The organism is Oligoflexus sp. (assembly GCF_035638955.1).
In the GTDB taxonomy this organism is placed as follows: Bacteria; Bdellovibrionota_B; Oligoflexia; order Oligoflexales; family Oligoflexaceae; genus Oligoflexus.
On the sequence record NZ_DASQYZ010000074.1, the window covers coordinates 24,901 to 41,840 of the forward strand.

The 16,940-nt window shown below is 50.7% G+C and carries 18 protein-coding genes and 1 pseudogene; 13 read left to right on the plus strand and 6 right to left on the minus strand.

Going from position 1 to position 16,940, the window contains the following annotated elements; translation table 11 throughout:
* Positions 1-276: 276 nt before the first annotated feature.
* Positions 277-627, minus strand: a complete 351-nt coding sequence (locus VE954_RS07065) for a hypothetical protein (RefSeq protein ID WP_324951087.1) — start codon at positions 625-627, stop codon at positions 277-279.
* Positions 628-1,158: 531 nt separating this feature from the next.
* Here VE954_RS07065 and VE954_RS07070 point away from each other — a divergent pair.
* The 5 genes from VE954_RS07070 to VE954_RS07090 all read left to right on the plus strand — a co-directional run bounded on the left by VE954_RS07070 (position 1,159) and on the right by VE954_RS07090 (position 5,294).
* Positions 1,159-1,548, plus strand: coding sequence for a hypothetical protein (locus VE954_RS07070; RefSeq protein WP_324951089.1), 390 nt, complete (start codon positions 1,159-1,161; stop codon positions 1,546-1,548).
* 324 nt (positions 1,549-1,872) lie between these two features.
* Entirely contained in the window at positions 1,873-2,310 is a 438-nt protein-coding gene (locus VE954_RS07075) for a hypothetical protein (protein ID WP_324951091.1), read from the plus strand.
* A gap of 569 nt (positions 2,311-2,879) precedes the next feature.
* Complete coding sequence (locus tag VE954_RS07080; RefSeq protein ID WP_324951093.1) at positions 2,880-3,197, plus strand: hypothetical protein; 318 nt, start codon at positions 2,880-2,882, stop codon at positions 3,195-3,197.
* Between the two features lie 108 nt (positions 3,198-3,305).
* Positions 3,306-3,827 carry a hypothetical protein gene (locus VE954_RS07085; protein ID WP_324951095.1) on the plus strand — a complete coding sequence of 174 codons (522 nt, stop codon included), beginning with the start codon at positions 3,306-3,308 and terminating at the stop codon, positions 3,825-3,827.
* An 87-nt stretch (positions 3,828-3,914) separates the two neighbouring features.
* Entirely contained in the window at positions 3,915-5,294 is a 1,380-nt protein-coding gene (locus VE954_RS07090; RefSeq protein ID WP_324951097.1) for a hypothetical protein, read from the plus strand.
* A gap of 24 nt (positions 5,295-5,318) precedes the next feature.
* On the opposite strand, the gene VE954_RS07095 is transcribed toward VE954_RS07090, so the two are convergent.
* The gene (locus VE954_RS07095) at positions 5,319-6,104 is read right to left on the minus strand and encodes a DNA-formamidopyrimidine glycosylase family protein (RefSeq protein ID WP_324951099.1); all 786 of its coding nucleotides are present in this window, start codon (positions 6,102-6,104) and stop codon (positions 5,319-5,321) included.
* A gap of 130 nt (positions 6,105-6,234) precedes the next feature.
* Positions 6,235-6,876 (minus strand): DUF4360 domain-containing protein, encoded by a 642-nt coding sequence (locus tag VE954_RS07100; RefSeq protein ID WP_324951101.1) that lies wholly within the window; start codon positions 6,874-6,876, stop codon positions 6,235-6,237.
* A gap of 247 nt (positions 6,877-7,123) precedes the next feature.
* Here VE954_RS07100 and VE954_RS07105 point away from each other — a divergent pair, with 247 nt between their 5' ends.
* From VE954_RS07105 to VE954_RS07120, 4 genes are all read left to right on the plus strand, one after another.
* Complete coding sequence (locus VE954_RS07105) at positions 7,124-7,741, plus strand: DUF4360 domain-containing protein (protein ID WP_324951103.1); 618 nt, start codon at positions 7,124-7,126, stop codon at positions 7,739-7,741.
* Between the two features lie 359 nt (positions 7,742-8,100).
* Positions 8,101-8,361 carry a hypothetical protein gene (locus VE954_RS07110; protein ID WP_324951105.1) on the plus strand — a complete coding sequence of 87 codons (261 nt, stop codon included), beginning with the start codon at positions 8,101-8,103 and terminating at the stop codon, positions 8,359-8,361.
* Between the two features lie 170 nt (positions 8,362-8,531).
* A complete protein-coding gene (locus VE954_RS07115) occupies positions 8,532-10,331 on the plus strand; it encodes a hypothetical protein (RefSeq protein WP_324951107.1) in 1,800 nt (599 codons plus the stop codon).
* Positions 10,332-10,568: 237 nt separating this feature from the next.
* Positions 10,569-11,522: a fibrinogen-like YCDxxxxGGGW domain-containing protein gene (locus VE954_RS07120; protein WP_324951109.1), complete on the plus strand. Its 954-nt coding sequence runs from the start codon at positions 10,569-10,571 to the stop codon at positions 11,520-11,522.
* An 80-nt stretch (positions 11,523-11,602) separates the two neighbouring features.
* On the opposite strand, the gene VE954_RS07125 is transcribed toward VE954_RS07120, so the two are convergent.
* Both VE954_RS07125 and VE954_RS07130 read right to left on the minus strand, forming a co-directional pair.
* The gene (locus VE954_RS07125; protein ID WP_324951111.1) at positions 11,603-12,505 is read right to left on the minus strand and encodes a hypothetical protein; all 903 of its coding nucleotides are present in this window, start codon (positions 12,503-12,505) and stop codon (positions 11,603-11,605) included.
* Positions 12,506-13,094: 589 nt separating this feature from the next.
* Positions 13,095-13,676 (minus strand): cytochrome P460 family protein, encoded by a 582-nt coding sequence (locus VE954_RS07130; protein WP_324951113.1) that lies wholly within the window; start codon positions 13,674-13,676, stop codon positions 13,095-13,097.
* Positions 13,677-13,873: 197 nt separating this feature from the next.
* On the opposite strand from VE954_RS07130, the gene VE954_RS07135 reads away from it, so the two are divergent.
* Both VE954_RS07135 and VE954_RS07140 read left to right on the plus strand, forming a co-directional pair.
* On the plus strand, positions 13,874-14,434 hold the full coding sequence (locus tag VE954_RS07135; RefSeq protein ID WP_324951115.1) for a sigma-70 family RNA polymerase sigma factor: 561 nt from the start codon (positions 13,874-13,876) through the stop codon (positions 14,432-14,434).
* Complete coding sequence (locus tag VE954_RS07140; protein WP_324951117.1) at positions 14,431-15,060, plus strand: DUF1109 domain-containing protein; 630 nt, start codon at positions 14,431-14,433, stop codon at positions 15,058-15,060. The genes VE954_RS07135 and VE954_RS07140 overlap by 4 nt, the downstream gene beginning before the upstream one ends.
* A gap of 237 nt (positions 15,061-15,297) precedes the next feature.
* Here the strand turns inward: VE954_RS07140 and VE954_RS07145 are convergent, their stop codons facing one another.
* The gene (locus VE954_RS07145; protein WP_324951119.1) at positions 15,298-15,972 is read right to left on the minus strand and encodes a hypothetical protein; all 675 of its coding nucleotides are present in this window, start codon (positions 15,970-15,972) and stop codon (positions 15,298-15,300) included.
* Positions 15,973-16,373: 401 nt separating this feature from the next.
* On the opposite strand from VE954_RS07145, the gene VE954_RS44125 reads away from it, so the two are divergent.
* The gene (locus VE954_RS44125; RefSeq protein ID WP_414698979.1) at positions 16,374-16,607 is read left to right on the plus strand and encodes an IS66 family transposase; all 234 of its coding nucleotides are present in this window, start codon (positions 16,374-16,376) and stop codon (positions 16,605-16,607) included.
* Positions 16,595-16,681, plus strand: a pseudogene (locus tag VE954_RS44130) (hypothetical protein); the annotation flags it as partial. The gene VE954_RS44125 and the pseudogene VE954_RS44130, both read left to right, overlap by 13 nt.
* Positions 16,682-16,940 lie beyond the last annotated feature (259 nt).

The following is a 16,940-nucleotide window of genomic DNA, read 5'->3' on the forward strand; positions in this document are numbered from 1 at the left end:
GTGAATCCCTGCGGCGGCCTTACCGATGCTATTCCCTACTTACGGCATGGCATAATCAACGAGATTGGACTCGCCCTCAGAGTTGAAATGGACCCCCAATCTATTTGGATCAATTTTGGTGGATTGTGGAAAGGAGCCATTCTTGGACAAATTGTTTTCTGGCTGGCCTGATTCGAGGTTCAACCCTTTTTATAATCATTCGGATTCACGCCTAAGCGCCTGATCGAGCAGGCTATGGCAGGGCTTCTGAACCCTGCCCCAAACTTGGAAACACTCTCACTCACATCCTACATACAGATCGACTGACGTCGTATCAGCCGTGATTTCGATCGTCTCATTTTTTACAAAGCAAAAGTAACTTTGGCCATCAAAACGATATTTACCAGGTGCTGGCAGTATGAACCTTCCGGTCACGTAGTCCGGTTCAAAAATCTCGCCGGTCTTTTCGAAAGTCGCAGTGAGCTGTAAGTAAGGGTCGTTCAGAGGCACGGATGGGTTATAGAAATCGAAAATCCTGTATGAAAGTTCCACTCCTGAAGACTTGTAAGCTTGTGTGTCAGCCAACAAGTGATTGCCGCCAACGAATAAAAAAGCGGCTGCCATCCCTGTCAGAAATTTATTGACCATGCTCGATCTCCTTGAAAGGATTGTAGAACTATCCGTAGACAAGACAAGTGCTACACTACATCCGCGGAAGGTGCAAGAAATCTAGTGATGACTTTTAAAGGCGGGATTGACGAGAGTGATCCACCGCTTTTTGTTTTTTCTCAAAGATACAGCCCTGGCTTGACTGCTGAGTGTTTTATCGTAACGCCACACAAGCAAATCGCTCTCGGTGATGAAGCGTCGATTGCACGATGATTCATCTTTCAAACAGGACCTTAATGAGCGTTCCGTTAATTTTCGAAAGATTTGCAGTGGTAGGCTGGCTCCGTGTCTTGGCGGTAGTTGGGCCCGCACCCTTTTCCATGGACGACAGGATACTGAACTTCAGGCTCCCAAAATGGTAAACGCGGAGGCACAAACCTGGATCCCTTGAGAATGTTTGATGCGTCTACGTTTAAGAATAAATTCATACAATTTTTAACGTCTGAGGCCGCAGATCGAGTAAATGTTTTCACGTCAAACGTGATGGCTTAATTTGAAAGGATGCATCGCATGAAGCTAAAAATCTTTGAAATCTTAACATTCGTCAGTGCCGCGGTCCTGTTTCACGAGTCCGTACAAGCGCAGAATTTGCCGTTCAATATCTACCAAGGGCCTATTCACAGAGGAGTCCGACCATGGGCTTCACTTGGCCAATGGATTCATAATTCGACCGTACAAAGCTCGTTTATGCTGGTGCCAGGGTCCAGAGGGCTTTATATGAATGTCTGGACGGGTCAGTATTATTCTATAAATGCTGATGGAGACATAGATTTGCAAAGCTCCGGACAGAACTATGAGGGATCACTTGCGACATGGGACTTGTGCATGGAAGGCGGCGGTGGAGATGCGTGTATGACGAGAGTCGACTATCGGATAAAAGCTATTCTTCAGACCTATTAAACAGGTCAGTCAGTTGCGAATGGTCGGTCCTTTCTGCAAAGCACGGGTCGTTCAAGCTTTCGACCATTTACGATGAATTTTTTCGCTACGCCACTAGGCGACGGAAGCTCTAACGATCGAGCATTACCTCCTAACGTTTTCGAAAAAGGAGATCGCTCGATACGCTGTTCGATAATCTGTGGCCGGTGGCCCCGTTCCTGCAAAAAGGGCTGCCGCGAGGCGCGTTGAAGGCCCAGGCTTCCCGAGCTTGGCAAGGGGCTTGGCTATTCTGTGAAAGCTGTTGAAAATCCTGACCCCGCGCGAAATGTCCGATTTTAAGGGTTTTTGGATCCTGCTCGCGTCAACACGCAGGGGTTCACCGTCCTGACCATCAATTGCGGAAAATCGGAATCAAAAGAATCTGTTCCCGTTTCCAGCACGCCAGCCCCTGACGCAGATGATGCTTCCTTTAAGGACGTTGCCACCGACGCCCTCATTGAAGCCAGCAAAGTCTGGACCGCAAAGAATGTATCCATAGGCGTGGAAACGGACATCCCCTACAAAATCCGTATTCCAGCCCTTAAAGTCATTCAAGAATCCGCTGAAAATCAGGATCTGCTTCTGGAAATTCAAAGGCTGGGAATACAGACCATTCAACTTTCCTCTGCTAACTTCGCCTATCGCAATGCAGCAACGGGTAATGCTGTGACAGTCACTTGGAAGTTTGATCAGGACGCCGACGCGATGATCGCTTACCTGAGAACCGTCGCAAGTATTCCTTGAGCTCCAGCTGCGTTAGTGGAGGAGGACTGCCTGCAGCAGGCCGTTGTTCCACGGCTGCGCTCTGAGTGCCGTCATGACATTTGGCAAGAGGAAAACAAGGAATCTCCGATGATGGGAGATAGCCAGGTCCTCTGACCTCCAGCCAAAGATTTCTGCTTCCTCGTCGACTCGGGAAAGCTTATGGCTGGAGTACGCCGGACGTTTGATCGATCGTCGCTGGTTTTCTTGAGTATAACGTGCAAGGGTTTTCGGATAGGCGGTAAGTCCCCAACGCTAATATTGTCTGATGTGCGTATAAGCTTCTGGAAGATCCAGCGCCGGCTGTTGCCAGGATTGCTTGCCAGGTCACGTGCCTTGTCCTTGGATTCCATTTGTTATGGCGCAAGAAATGTTGTATCCCGGTGTTTGAACTGCGAACCCTGTCGGGTCCAGGCTTTCAGCACTAGGAGTTCCTTCTGAAAATATCACCAGCAACATTGTCACTCTCATTTTTCATCAGCATGCATGCTTCCGCACAGGTAGCTAAAGAATTTCCTGCAAGTCTGGTTTGCGTAGCACAAGGCAATTGTGTGGCCGGGCATCCGAACTTTTGCGATGCGTCCACCTACTTTGCTACGCCAGTTGTCATCTTGCAGCCTGAGCAATTTGCGGCGGACGCCTATGATCCCAGCGACGTTCTAAGCGCCGATGATCTGGAGAAAAAGGTGAAACTTGATTTCAGTCAAAGCGACCAATACAGCTTTTACTTTTTCAATCGCGACGACATGTCAGCCCTGGCCGCAGGAGAATTGGATAAAATTCAAGGCACGTATGAAGACGGCTTTGACTGGGTCAATGGGTACAATACACGAGCCAAATTCAATATCGAGTGTATCAGCGGTTCATAGGTTCGACCGCCGCTCTCCCCTTGGGTTCCTTGGCTAGGAGGTGCCAAATATTCCAGGCCGTAAAACGGCGGTTCGACCGTCTTTCCTGGGAGCACCGAGGAAGAGAACATGACGCAACCGCCCTTGGATCTAGACTGGACTTTCATTTATGGAGGATCGACCAATTATCGGTCTCACGACTTGACCGAGGTGGATGCCCATCGACTCGAATTCCGGCCGTCGACGCAACCTACTCTCTTCGGCTGGCTTGTTGTCCTTCTGTCCGGGGCCTACCTCCTTTACTTCATCAGGACGCCTGCCCAGCATAAGGCCGCCATCGGTGTTTGTTTGGCCCTGATGATCGTCGGCATTTTTGCTTTTTTGCTCAGCGAGGTGCACGTTTTCGATCGTCATCAAGGCTTTTATTCAGGGAGGAGGCAGGCGCAAGCGGCCAAGCCTCTGGATCAGATTCTGGCTGTGCAAGTGCTCTACGGAACCGCAAGGTCCTTTCGCGTAGCCCAAATGAATCTTTGCCTCAAGGATCGTACGCGTCGACTCATCATTTGTCATGCGGACCGTAACGCGCTGTATAAGGAAGCCCAACGGCTGGCTGTGTTTCTTAATGTGCCGTTTGTGACTGTTGATCGTTAAACGTTTTCTTCCCACGTTTCTTGCAATATCTCGACTGCATAGAAAAATACCGAATCATTGATGGCAGCTGAGGACAAAATGATGTCTATGGCACAAGCGTTGTCGATTCTTTTGACATTGGCTCTCAGCATTCAGCTGGGCGGCTGCAAAGCCACGGCTCTGCAAGAAACCCGCAAGGAATTTACGATTCAGAATTTTTCTGTGGATGGCAGCCGTGGTGAGCTAAGCCTCTCCTGGTCGTCGACCCCGGACGCTGGCATTTATCGGGTCTGGATTGCAAAAAATCCAGACTGCTCCAAGCCTCTGGCCCAAATTGCAACCCAGGACACCCATCATTTATTTGGGCGCGCGGCGCCTGGAACTTACTACGGTTGCGTTCAGGCTGTACCTAGCTTTCAGTATGGTTCCAGTGATAGCTGTACAAGCGGGATAAGCGATGTCGACGGCAAGGGTTTCAATGCTACCAATCAGGGTGTGGCCCTGACGGTCACCGCGCAGCGCCAGGGTCGCTGGACGAAGTTGGAAGGATCGTACTCGAATCCGACTTTGGTTGATACCGGAGCTGGACTATTTGTTCGTTCAGGAGCGCAACTTCTGATTCTGAACGAGCAGGGTCAGCGTCTCAAGCAGCTGCGTCCCCTTCCGATCACACAGGCCTTGAAAATCCGTTATGCCTATACTGGCAGCCAGATTTTTGCCATGAGTGCCAAACTCGAAGTGAGCCAATTGTTTCAGTGGAATGAAGACGCTCAAAATTGGACGATGATTCATGAGTTTCCAGGGCAGCACCTGGCCGCGTTTCATCTGGTCAGCCCTACGGATTTGAGCTTCGTCCTGCGCCAACAAACAAATCAAATGATTCAGTGGCACAGTTTGGATCCTGCCAACCCTTCGGTCCTTAAGTCCTGGCCGGCCCTCTCATCAGGGGCGGACAACTGGGGTTTTGGTTATTATTATTTTGCCAGTCTTTATGTGGAAGGGGCATTTGTCATTGCTGATAACCGCGGTCTGCATCGTTTAACACCGGATCAGCTCGTGCCGCTGGTCGTTCAAGTGGGTATGGAACCCAACGGAATCTTTTTCTTTCCTGGTGCTGAAGCCGAGTATGTGCTGCACCTGGGCGACCTCATGGCCTTGCACGCGCCACCGCCCACGCCGCTGCTTTGCTCGATCGCAGTGGGGGACCAGAACGATTGGATCGTGTGGAATTCCAAAACCAACCGCTGGCGAAAATTTCCTATCAATGCTTTTGAGGGCTATAGCCAGTTCATCAATGCGGGGCCGGTATCCATGTCTTATCTGCTAGGCGGGCTGGCCCTGCAGGTGATGGCTGGCGATCGAGCGGAGGTTTATGCTGATCTGCCGGCAACGGCTAAAAATCTTTTGCCCGGGCCCCAGCTGCCCCAGAATCGTCTGCTTCTGAGTGGAGACGAGGATCTGTGGATGTTCGAGCCCGGTCAACCCTAGTTGTCCGCAGAGCCGTCCTGGATCCTAAGGACTGAGCTCAGCCGAATTTTGGCGTTTCGTCCTTGCTGCGGCCCGTGGCTTGGGAGCGCCGAGGCTCTGGCAAACCGGACAGAAGTGACTCAAGCGCTGCCCCTTGCCGGTTGGTGCCTTGATCACAGCACCACTGCATTCCGGACATTTTCTCTTCCGAAAGACCTTCCAGTTCTTTTTCAAAACTCCAGCCTTTTTCCAATGATAAAACTGCCAGCAATAATCACGTGACTCCTGGACGAGGCGCTTGATCATGGTGGGGCTCAAGTCAGCAATGAGCGTGTCCGGATGCAGCTTCAGGATGAAGAGCACTTCGTTTTTGATGATATTGCCCAGGCCCGCAAAAATCTCCTGATCCATCAGCACATCGCAGACCGGACGCTCGGCTTGAGCCTTGACTTTTTTCGTAACCTTGGCTGCGTCCCACTCGTCCGCCATGAGGTCGATGGACCAGTCGTAAGCTTTAATTTCAGCGTCGGTTAACGGGCGAATGGCACAAGTATAGAAATTCACCCGGCCCTTTTTAAAGTGGAGCTGCAGTTTGGGTTCGCGGTCGGGTTTTTCCTCGTCGATCCGGTAGCTGCCAAACATGAGGAAGTGGATGCGCAGGGTGCTGTCATCAAACAACAGCAGCGCATGTTTCCCCCAGGATTTTACAGAACGCAGGGTCTGCTTCATCAGCCCAGCAGCAAGAGGAAGGCTGCCTGCGGTTTTCGTAACTTTCGTCCCAACAAAAGGGGCCAGATCTTCCATTAGGATGACAAGAGATGGGCCTTCCATGTGCGCTCCTGGCAAAGTTGAAAGGATCGACGCTCCCTAAGCCGAAGCGATCGTATCCCGTGACATTGCAAAAAGCCCACCAGTCCAGAAGGTGAGTATAAATGGCTTGGTTCGGCCTCGACCGCATCCGTTAGGAGCGAGGCGCAGGACAAGGAATGTAGCTGACCCGCAGCACCTGCTGCAGTTCATGGTGCACGTCCAGGGTATCCACACCGATGGATGTTTGCTCCTCGGGATCGCGACCACGATCGGCGATTGCAATCACGTTTGCATGGAGGACGGTGCGACCACCACAACGGGAGGACGTGACGCTATGGATTTCATCATGCAGATTGAACTCTGTCGTGTCTTCATCGAAGGTGCTGATTTTGGTTTCACCCAATTCCTTATCGCGATCATTGAAATAGACACGACGCAGGATGGCTTTGCCTGTGGTCTTAACCTTGTCTTTACGCTTGACGCGTAGAGAGGGATAGGCAAAACCCCGGTAGTCCATCGTCTCCAGGCGTACCATAGTTGCCGCCGGCAGATTCATATGAAAACTTATGCGACAATTTTTTTGGACTCGCGATTGATCCGGGGTGGTTTCGGCCACAAAGCTGTTAAAGAAAATCGAGATGGTGCGTTCGTCATCCGTGACAACAATGTTCTGGTCAGTCGCAGTCGGGCATCCCGAACCATGAAAAGTCAACGTCTCTATTTTTTTGTCAGGCGACGCAAGGGCGGAACCACTGAGAAGCGCAAGGGCCAAAAGGGATTTAAATGAAGTCATAGCTCGATCTCTCCTTCATGTCCCGCGCAATCTGCATCGGTTCATGATCTTAAAGCAAGTGGAAAGAAAGACCTGTCCTTCGCGTCGGCGTGGTCAAATCTTCATTTCATATCCTATCGAATGAAAGCTTTTCCAAAGTTCGAAAATAAATTTGAAAATCTTAAGCAATAAAATCTTCTCATCTTCGTTGCCTCTAACAGAGCACTCGAGTGCACATATGAAACAGTTACCTTGGAGATTTTTCGGAATGAAAAAAGTTGTCGCCATTTTGGGTTCTATGGTTCTAAGTTCTGTCGCCCTTGCCGAAGGAAGCACCATCACAGGCATCAACCTGAGTGGATCGGGCTGTTCAGTCAATGATACACGCTGGGTGATCACCGAAGATTTCAAAACCGTTTCTCTCTTCTTCGACAACTACTTTGCAGAAACAACTCCTGAAGCACGGGTCGGACGGGCTTCCTGTAACCTTGGTATCGCTCTTAAATTGCCTCCTGGCATCACCGTTCAGGTCGACACGATCGACTTCCGCGGCGCGGCCTATCCCGCGGTTAGCATAGACGCCATGGGCAATGAAGTTGTAACCGGATCTGCAACTTTGAGCCGCGAATATTTCTTCGCCGGCATGAGAGGAGCTCGGGATAAAACCACGTGGAATAAAGACACCGCGTTCACAGTGCGCGACACTGTACTGTCCGCAGCTATCGCTCCTTGCGGCGGCGAGACGATTCTACGCGTCAACACCAGTCTGGAAGCGAAACGCGGCGTGAAAGATCCAACCGGCCAAACCTGGGTTGGCTTGGACACCATCGACGTGAACAGAACATACGATCAGCAGATCAACCTTTCATTCATTCCTTGCCACTAAAAAAAAGCGGGAGGATCCTGTCCTCCCGCTCTCATTTTTTGAAGTATTAAGTCATGCCCAGCCCATCCAGGATCAACCCTCCACCAGCCGAAAAAGTCAGAAAAGACCTGGCCAGGATCCTTGCGTTCCAACAGCCCAAGCCCTGCCCCAAATGCGGTAAAATTCACTGGACCATCAGGACCCTGGATCCGAACCCCGAACTGATGTGGACATTTTAGGAATTAACCTGGTTTGCGCGAAGATTGCGCCGCGTTTCACTGAGTACGATATTAATCCGCTCAGGAGTGAGAAATTATCGCGTTGTACATGCTCACATGCTAGGAATTCAGGAGAATAGTCTTAAGTTTGGAGCATTGGACATGGCCCGTTGGAAACATCGTTGGAGTTACATCAAGGAAGGCCTATGCGCAGCCTTTTTCGGGTTTTTTGCCATTGTGAGCCTCATGAATCCTCATTCGCTGGATGGTGAGAAATTCAATCGAAAGGGAGCCTTCATCACGCTTCTTTGGGGATGGCCTCTGGGACTCATCTGTACGGCATTTGCCGGTTATTCCCTGGCCAAAATCTATCGACTGGCAACCCAATCCTCGCTCATTCTCGAGAGCAGGAACGAACTCTAAGCATCAATTCTGCCTTTCTCGCGCCTGCACACAGGCGCCCCCCCCCCCTTGCCATTCCCAGCGTCCCCATCATTTCTTACCAACATGGGTAAAAAACATTCTCATGCGAAATCTGAAGCTGCCGATGGTGGCTATAACTTGAACACGTGATCTGCATAAAAGGAGTCGTCGTGAGATTGAAGTCCCTGGGCCTAATGATGGCCGGAATGTCCTTGGCGTTGCTGAGCAATGGATGTGTGAGCATGCTGGCAAAAATGGCTCTTAGCATGGCGACATCCAAGACCAATGACCTCTCGCTCTGTGCTTTGCAAACCCGCTATGTTACGAATTTGTATCCGAAAGAAGCCAATACTTTGGAAATCCCCTACTATACGACCAACTGGACCGAAGGCGCGGGGCTCGTTATGGTGACCTGCCAGGCCCGTACCGGCGGCGGCAGCAGCCTCTATGAAATTGAAGGAACTGTCCAGCTCGATGGTCAACCGATGGAATACGTCGCCGGCGGCAGCTATTCGAAGCTGGTCCAGGCTGGTGATACAAAGCCCAAGACCGTCACGATCACCACAACCTCGGGGCAAAAAACGTCATTTACGGTATCGCCCACGCAGCCTATTGAACTTGTCGCTGTGAATGGCAAGAAAGGTGAGTCTGAGGTCAACGTGACCAAGGATCTGACCCTCGAATTTGCCAAGGTAGGCCCTGACGCCGGATATGTACGGGTTGGTCTGATCAGCGATACGATGGGCATGAGAAACTTTTCGGACATCGGCGTTTACAAGCTCGACAAGAAAATCAAGATCCCGGCCGTTGCCTTCCGTCATCCGGCCCTGTTTAAAACCACGGGCGCGAACTTCAATGGCAAGCGCACAACTTATATGTCCACCGGCACCAGTCTTGTGACGGGCGCGAACTATATATTTGTTGAGCGTTATGAAGCGACACCTATCAAAGCCGAAGGTGCCGCAGCCGTGGAAAACTTTGGTCTGGCCTGGAGCTGGATGCCTGTGACCGTCAAAGGTTCCGCGGAAGCCATTCCTGGTGTGGCCGTTTCCAATACCATGGAAACCAGTACAGGCGGTGTGGAATATTTCTCCACGAAGCCAGCGTCTGCAATCGGCAAGCCTTTGGCTAAGGGCAAAAAATTCGCCCTTGTCGCCATGTCTCTGAATGGAAACCTGGAAGCCATTACCGATGCGACCAAGTACGACCTTGGTACCGGCGCCGTGGCCAAGAATGCAGCTGGCCAGGACCACCATATTTACAACGCATGGAAGTTTCCCAAGCTGCCTGTCTCCCACTGGGACGCTGAAATGGAAAAATTCTACGGTGAATTCACCGCTGCCTTCGAAAAGGATTATGGCATTAGCTTTATCCCAACGGAAGATGTCCTGAAGGCTTCAGCCTATAAAGATTTTACGGCTTTTGAAGAAGAATCCACGGCTCAGAAAATTTCCCACTCTTTCCGCGGTCTCAAAGCATTCGCCGGCCCTCGCGTTGGAACAGGAACCGTTAATCCTGACAAGAGCGAAGTTCAATTGATGCGTGAACTGGGTGTGGACGGACTGGTTGTGGTCAATCTCGCCGTGGACCTGCCGACTGACAAGACCACACGCGAGGATTGTAATGACTTGGTGACTTTGCCCAAAACCAGTGGGTTGTCGGTCAGCGTAACCTGTCACATCGGTGAAGCCCGTCTGCAAACCAAGGCATCGTTCCGTATCATCGGCATGCCGAAAGCCTACGGCACTCTCCTGACGACTTATGCTGACGGCGACATGTCGACTGTCAAACCCATTCCCTATAAAATGGATGAATTCCAGGACGCCGCCGCCCTCAGCCGCGTGATGCGGACCAATGAATTGGTCAATGCTATGAAGACAGCTCTGAGAGAGCAGGAAAGCAAGGCCAATGAACTCGGCTATGACGACGTTTGGGCGACTTCGCCCCAGTCGAGCGGCCCAGGGACATGAGTCCCGCCTTGAATCTTAATTTTTGATAGAATTCTCTTCGGGTGCATGCAAGTGCACCCGATTTTGGCATTCCGATTCAGAAATGTTATCCCCGCAATCGCTCATCCTTACGCCAGGAATAAATCCCTACTTTGGAAAGAAGTCCAAGCAATTGTGACCTGCGATCAAGTCCATGTGAAAAATTTCCGATCTTTCCAGGACCAAGAAAAGTCAAAGTGATGACCTGGGGGTCCTATCATGTCATGTAAAGTGCCAGCCTCAATTGTCATATCCGTTGTGGTCGGTATGGCAAGCGCTTGTGGGGAACGAATTGGACCCGGCGCACCCCAGGAAAATCCTGGCTTTATTGGGCACGATGCAGATGCCAACGTTTTATCTGATTCAAACGGCGGCACTACTACGAAGGTTGATGCTACGGACGTGGTTATCGAAGCTAAATCAGATAGTGAAGTTGTCACTGATGTAAAGCAGGATTCCTCCGCGGGCAGCCAGAAACCGTCGCCTGTTCCCAGCCCCACGCCCACAGCATCGACATTTTATCCAAACTCCTGTGCCGATATAAAGAAATTCGATCCCAATGCAAAAAGTGGAAATCATAAAATCTATCTGAATGCTGCATCTCCGTCACGGAAACAGATTGATGCGACGTGTGATATGCTGGAAGGCAACGGCGCCTGGACCCTCGTGGCCAACTATCTCCACAAGGGAAACACAAATCCGCCGGCCAGTATCCGCACCTCGGATCTGCCTTTGATAGGCGGCGACATCATGGGCGTGGATGAGTCCACGCTTGCCAAAAACTGGGGTCATGCAGGAGCGCAGCTACTTTCAGGGTTCAAGGTTAATGAGCTTCGCTTTTTTTGCCGTTCATCAGAGAATAATCGTGTTGTGCATTTCAAGACAAATGATCCAAACTGCATCAAATCTGCCCAGACGGGGGTGGGGAACTGCCTTGGGATCAACACATCTTATGTACTGCTCACGGAACATACGGGAATACTGCCTATTGCCATGAATGCTGCCAAGGGCAGCAATCAGCCCGACCTGGCCATGACGCAGGACACCTTCGGGATGGAGCTGCCACAAGTCAATGACATCACCTGGAACATCGGCGTAAACGGTGCCTGGGAATGCGATTTCGGTTCCAATGATTCGAGGCACGATACACTTCATCGCATTTGGTTCCAATAGCCGCCCTCTATTCTATGGCGGCATGATTGCTCGCGAATCCAGGCATCGGAGCCTGGCCATAGACAATGTCAAACCCGTGATTACAAGGCCGAAATATTCATGCCACCGCTTCCGGACGAGGTCTGTCTTCCCTGGAGGACCCGTGCGGAGGGATTATACTTAACATTAATGCCGCCCGAGCCGGACGATTTGATATCGAGGCAATAGTAAGCATTGGGGTTTTCAAGCCGGAGATCCAACCCACCTGATCCGGAGGAGCTGCCCTGAACCAGCACAAGCGTGGGGCTGTCGGTCTTGTTGGTGTCAACGTAGGAGCTGTTTCCACTGCCGCTGGAGCTCACATTCATGACACTAAACGGTGATGAGGCTGTAAAAGGATGACCGGCTGCCTGTGACAGGCAGGATTCCAGCGCAGAGTTCTTGGCAAACTGTCCGGCTCCAGGATCGCTGAAGCACAAGGGCACGGCCTTGCCGCCGCCTATAAGGAGGGAATTCGGATGCTCAAAATCATAGGCCCGACCCGTCAGCGGATCTTTGACAAAGTTCCCTTTGGCATCCAGGATGGCCGCTCGGATAATGAGAGACTGTTCCTTGGCAGAACAGGTTGCCTTGAGAGACCAGTTACCCAGTTTGATGGTTCCGCTTGCGGCATCGAGCTGACCAAACTCAAAAGGCTTGCCGTCCATTGTCCGACGAAAAAGTCGAAGATTGGGGCCTATCTGCTCTCCGATATTGGATGTGGATACGCATTTGCCAGTAATGTTGGCCGGAGTGAGGTCGTTCTTGCTGAAAATGCTTTCGCAGTCGAGGTTGCTGAGGACAATGGACTTGATCAGGCTCAGATCAGCCTTATATTCAGCCAGCTTCTGGCCTTTTAGACTGTTGACCGTTTGCTTGCTTACAATTAACCCTACCAAACCGGAAAGCCCCAAAGCCATCAGAACACCGACCATGCTGAAACCTTGACTGCCGACTATTTTCATATATCTCCCCAGGCGTGCGCGTGCTGTTATTCCTTATCGGACGAACTAAAAAGCGAATAAGAGAGGGCTGGCGTTGAACGTTCTCTCCTTACATATCAGCATTTTATGGAGAAAATTTGGGGAGATAATATTTCATGAGGAGGATGGTAAGGAATTGTTAAAAACCCACTATTCGCTCCGATCGCTTTCGCCAGCTCAGATCCAGGGGATGTACCGTCTGATTTCTACGCAAGCCGCGTGCAGCTGTTTGAGGTGCTCAAGGCACGCTCCTAGGAGGCGAGGGGGACCGCCGCATCTCATCCGGCTAGCTGGGGCAGAATAAGCCATTGGAGGCGGCGGCATCTCGGATAGGCCCTTCTTCTTAAAGGACAGGCTTGACCTGACTGACGAGCAGAACAGATCGCTGGGTCCGCACACCTTGAACCGTCGTATAGTGGCCGCGGATTCGGAGGAATTTCATAAAGTGGACTCCTTGGAGTGAATGGCTGCCGCAGATCGGCTCATGCGTTAGATCCGGTTTCGATGCCGTGTTTTCAATGCGGCAGGACCATTTCATTGCTTACTATGTTTCTCGCATCAGCAGTGTGAATCAGCTCCCAGTCGATTGACGTTTGAAGAAGTCAACAGTCTGGACATAGTCAAACGCCGAGTACCTGCTGTGACAAGAAATGCAGAGGTCGTCACGCGGTTTGATACTCTCATCGAAAATGAGCTTGCCATTCACCTTATTAGCTACGGCGTAACTCCAGTCATTATGAAGGGGATCAAAGCCCGGTGCTTTTTTCATCATAAAATAAACACGGCTCGCCTCGGATACAGGCGTCTCCACGGTGGCTACAACTGCTTTGGCTAGTATGGTCCCCGATGCCATTGGATAGGTGTCCTGTTTGGCTTCAATATGTTCCTTGGCGGTCGGATTAAGATAGACGCGTACGAAGACCCCGCCATGTCCTCTACTCTCAAATGCCTTGTCGCCTTTCAGGACTGGTGTCCACGCTGTAAATTCGCCCAAGAGACCCTCCGAAAATCCGGCGGATTTATCTACGGTTGCTTGATCCCCCCCAGGTACTTGAGCCATCATTTCTTCTTCTCTGCCATCGGAATCACGACATCCAGCTAAAAAAATACCTGAAAAGAATACAATCCATACACTCCGAAACGCGGAACACATATAACCTCCTTTAGACATTATGAGAGACGTCTGGCCAAAGCCTACGGCACGGCTCAAAAACGAACGTCATGAGATCTGACTCAGCTCTGGAACATGGAACCCAAGGCTGGTATGGTTCCAGGTATCCAATCAGAGCCTTCGAGACACTTAAGTATTCGAGGCATTTTCATGATTGGTTACATTATTTTGGAGGGCTTGTGGCCATCATTTCGGATCGTGGAGCCAGGTGGGCCATCCTGCTGCTGGCAGCTCAGCAGGCTGATGAGGCCGCCTATCGCCTCCTGCTGAAAGAATTAAGCCTTTACCTTCAGCACTTCTTGCGACACAAGCTTGGTCCACACCCGGATAGCGATGACGTTATTCAGGAAATTCTTATAGCCGTCCATAAAGCTCGGCATACCTTTGACGGGACTCGCTCTTTTTTGCCCTGGTTTCACGCAATTGTCCGCTATAAGACGATTGACTTCTTAAGACACAAAAAGCGTATTCAGGTCCACGAAATTCCAGATGAAAAGGCTTTGGAGCAATATTCTGAAACTTTAACAGGCTTGCAATCGAATACACTCGACGACGAGCTGCTTCATGCTCTGGCTTCTCTGCCCCCCAAGCAACGACAAGCCGTGGAGCTGATGAAAATAGAAGGCCTTAGTGCTAAAGAAGCCGCAATCAGAATGGGTATGACCGAGGTCGCAACCAAAGTATCGGCACATCGAGCCTATGAAGCTTTGCGACATAAACTTATGAGAGAGAAACAATGAGAGAGGAATTGATTGAAGACCTTACGCGCGATTTGCAGGCGGTCCGGTCAAATCGATCACCCTGGCGAATTCCAGCAAAGATCCTGCTGGCAAGTGCTGCCTCCGGCGCCATGATGTTGAGTCTGATAGGTTTCCGCTCTGATATAGAGCAGCTGCGGATGGATCAAACGTATCATTTGGAGCTCATTCTGCTGGCTTTTTTTACTTTAACTGCGGTTATTATGACAGAAAGAGCGGCAATACCGGGACGAATGCTCGACCCTCCACGCCGTGCATTCGGAGCATTGCTCATGTCCTTCACTGCGCTTCTTGTGGTGGTAAAGAATTATCCCAGCACGGGGGTACAGATGAGTTTCTGGGAAGGTTGGCATTGCCTTGCACTGATTATTGTCAGTGCAATCTTGCCAACGCTGATCGGATTGCGCCTTGTCAAACGGGAAGCTCCCACATGGCCACGTAGTACCCTGGCTTTTGCCCTACTCGGAAGCTTTGGAGCTGCTGTGGGGATACAGCATCTTATCTGTCCTGGAAACAGCCCGCTCCATCTCATAGCCTGGCATCTTGCTGCTTTGCCAGTGAGTCTGCTGATAGCCTGGTTATGGGGACGCAGGGTTCTTGCCTGGTAATCTTCAAGGAACGGAAGCTGAGCAGAGCTCCTGAAAAAATGCTGAAAGATTAATCCAGGCCTTACCCGAACCGACTTTCCAGAATGAAGAGCGGTGACGGTTTCGAACACGGATCCACCGCTCTTTGATAAAGAGTAGCGCTAAATATATACTGGGGAAGACCCATTGAGGATTTTCGAGTCCGCACGCTGATTGCCCTGATGTGGAAAGTCCACATCAGGAGCAGTCATACACCGTTCAGGAAATGTATCCGTCGATTACCTGCCTGGCGCGCACTAAAACGCACTGAACTTCGGCACTGAAAGACCCTTTTTGAAAACGGTTGTCCAGAGTTACAGCGATATGTCCCTGAATCTGCCGATTGGGTGCGAACCGATCGAAATAGCTCGAGTTCAGTGGAAGCACTTCTGGACTCACAAAGTCTTCATTTGATAGGCCGGAAAGCTGAACGCTCACGGTGCCTGCGTCAACAAAGAAATCTGCGCCACCCTCGATTCGCAGAAGATTATTATCGTCAAAAGAGTATGACCCATCGTACGATTCACGGACGTCTGTAGGATAGTTACCGCGAACAAAATCCAACTGCGGAGCCTTGTTAAACACCTGCGAATTGGCTCCATTATTTCCTGTATAAGACGGCCAAAAGCGATAATTGACCAGAGCATCTGTCTTGGAATCACGACCTACACAGCGAACTTCTGGCGCAAGCACCACGATACCTGTCTCGGGCACACCTAATCCGGGCACAAGCGTATATGTTGTATTGCCATATTTAAAACCTGCAGTAAAGTTTGCCAAACTGGGTTTCACGGTGGTGGCCGGGGCTTCGGCAGCTACAGCGATCGAAGACAACGCCAGAAGGGATCCAGCCAGGGTCAATAATTGGGAAGTTCTCAACAAAGCTTGATTCATTTTATAACTCCTAAGGTTCATTGTGCGTAGTCGAATTTCAACGACAACGCGGGGTTTACCTACTGATGCTAGTGCATGCGTCCGCAGGTCGAAACTTTCAAACTAAGATTCGCCTCGCGGCATCATTTGGTTTCAAAAATACGAAAATTCTCCTGAAATAGATTACACTCTGTGCAAAACAATCTAATCAGACTGATTGCGGGGGATAGACTTCCCCATATTAAAGCGCTTTGGAGACGATGGTGACCGCCAGGATTGGCTGACGATAACATTTGAAACAATGAAGGGAATTTCCGCCTGCCTTTGGAAGGCAAGCCGTTAGCGTCATCGAGAAGGACGGATTGGAAGCGGTAGGACGATGGCAGGGCCCCGGAAAGAATGCTTAAGAATTAATCCAAGCCTTGAGTGAGTCTGCTTCACTGGATCGCGATAACCTTGAATTCAGGCTGGAAGGAAGACCAGAGTTAAATACAAATCCCGTTGAAAATTCAATCAGGCCGTTTGCCCTAGGCATGAAAGCGTGGCTTTGTTCTGATACCGTGAAGGAGGCCAATGCCGGCGCCGCTCTTTATAGCCTTGACATTACCGCTCGTGCAAATGGCATTGAGCCTATGAATACCTCACCCATATCTTAACTGAGCTTCCGAGGGCCACTTCCGCAAATGACATCGAGGTTCTTCTGCCTTGGAATTTTTCGACCAGACACTGACCATGTCTGGTCAACCAGCGACCCCTGGGCATGACCAGATGCTTACGAAGATGATGTGGATACGACGGCGGCTATTTGTGGCCCGCCTGCTGGCGTACACTACGTGAACGATGAGATTCTCCTGGATTGGAGAATAAAACCTCGAAGAGACCCTGCCACTAAACAGCTTCTTTTAGCTGGTGAATCCTTAGACCGGCGCTTTCCCCGGGAATCAAGTAGTAGTAAAGCATGCGAGCACTTGCGTCATCGCGGACAACAA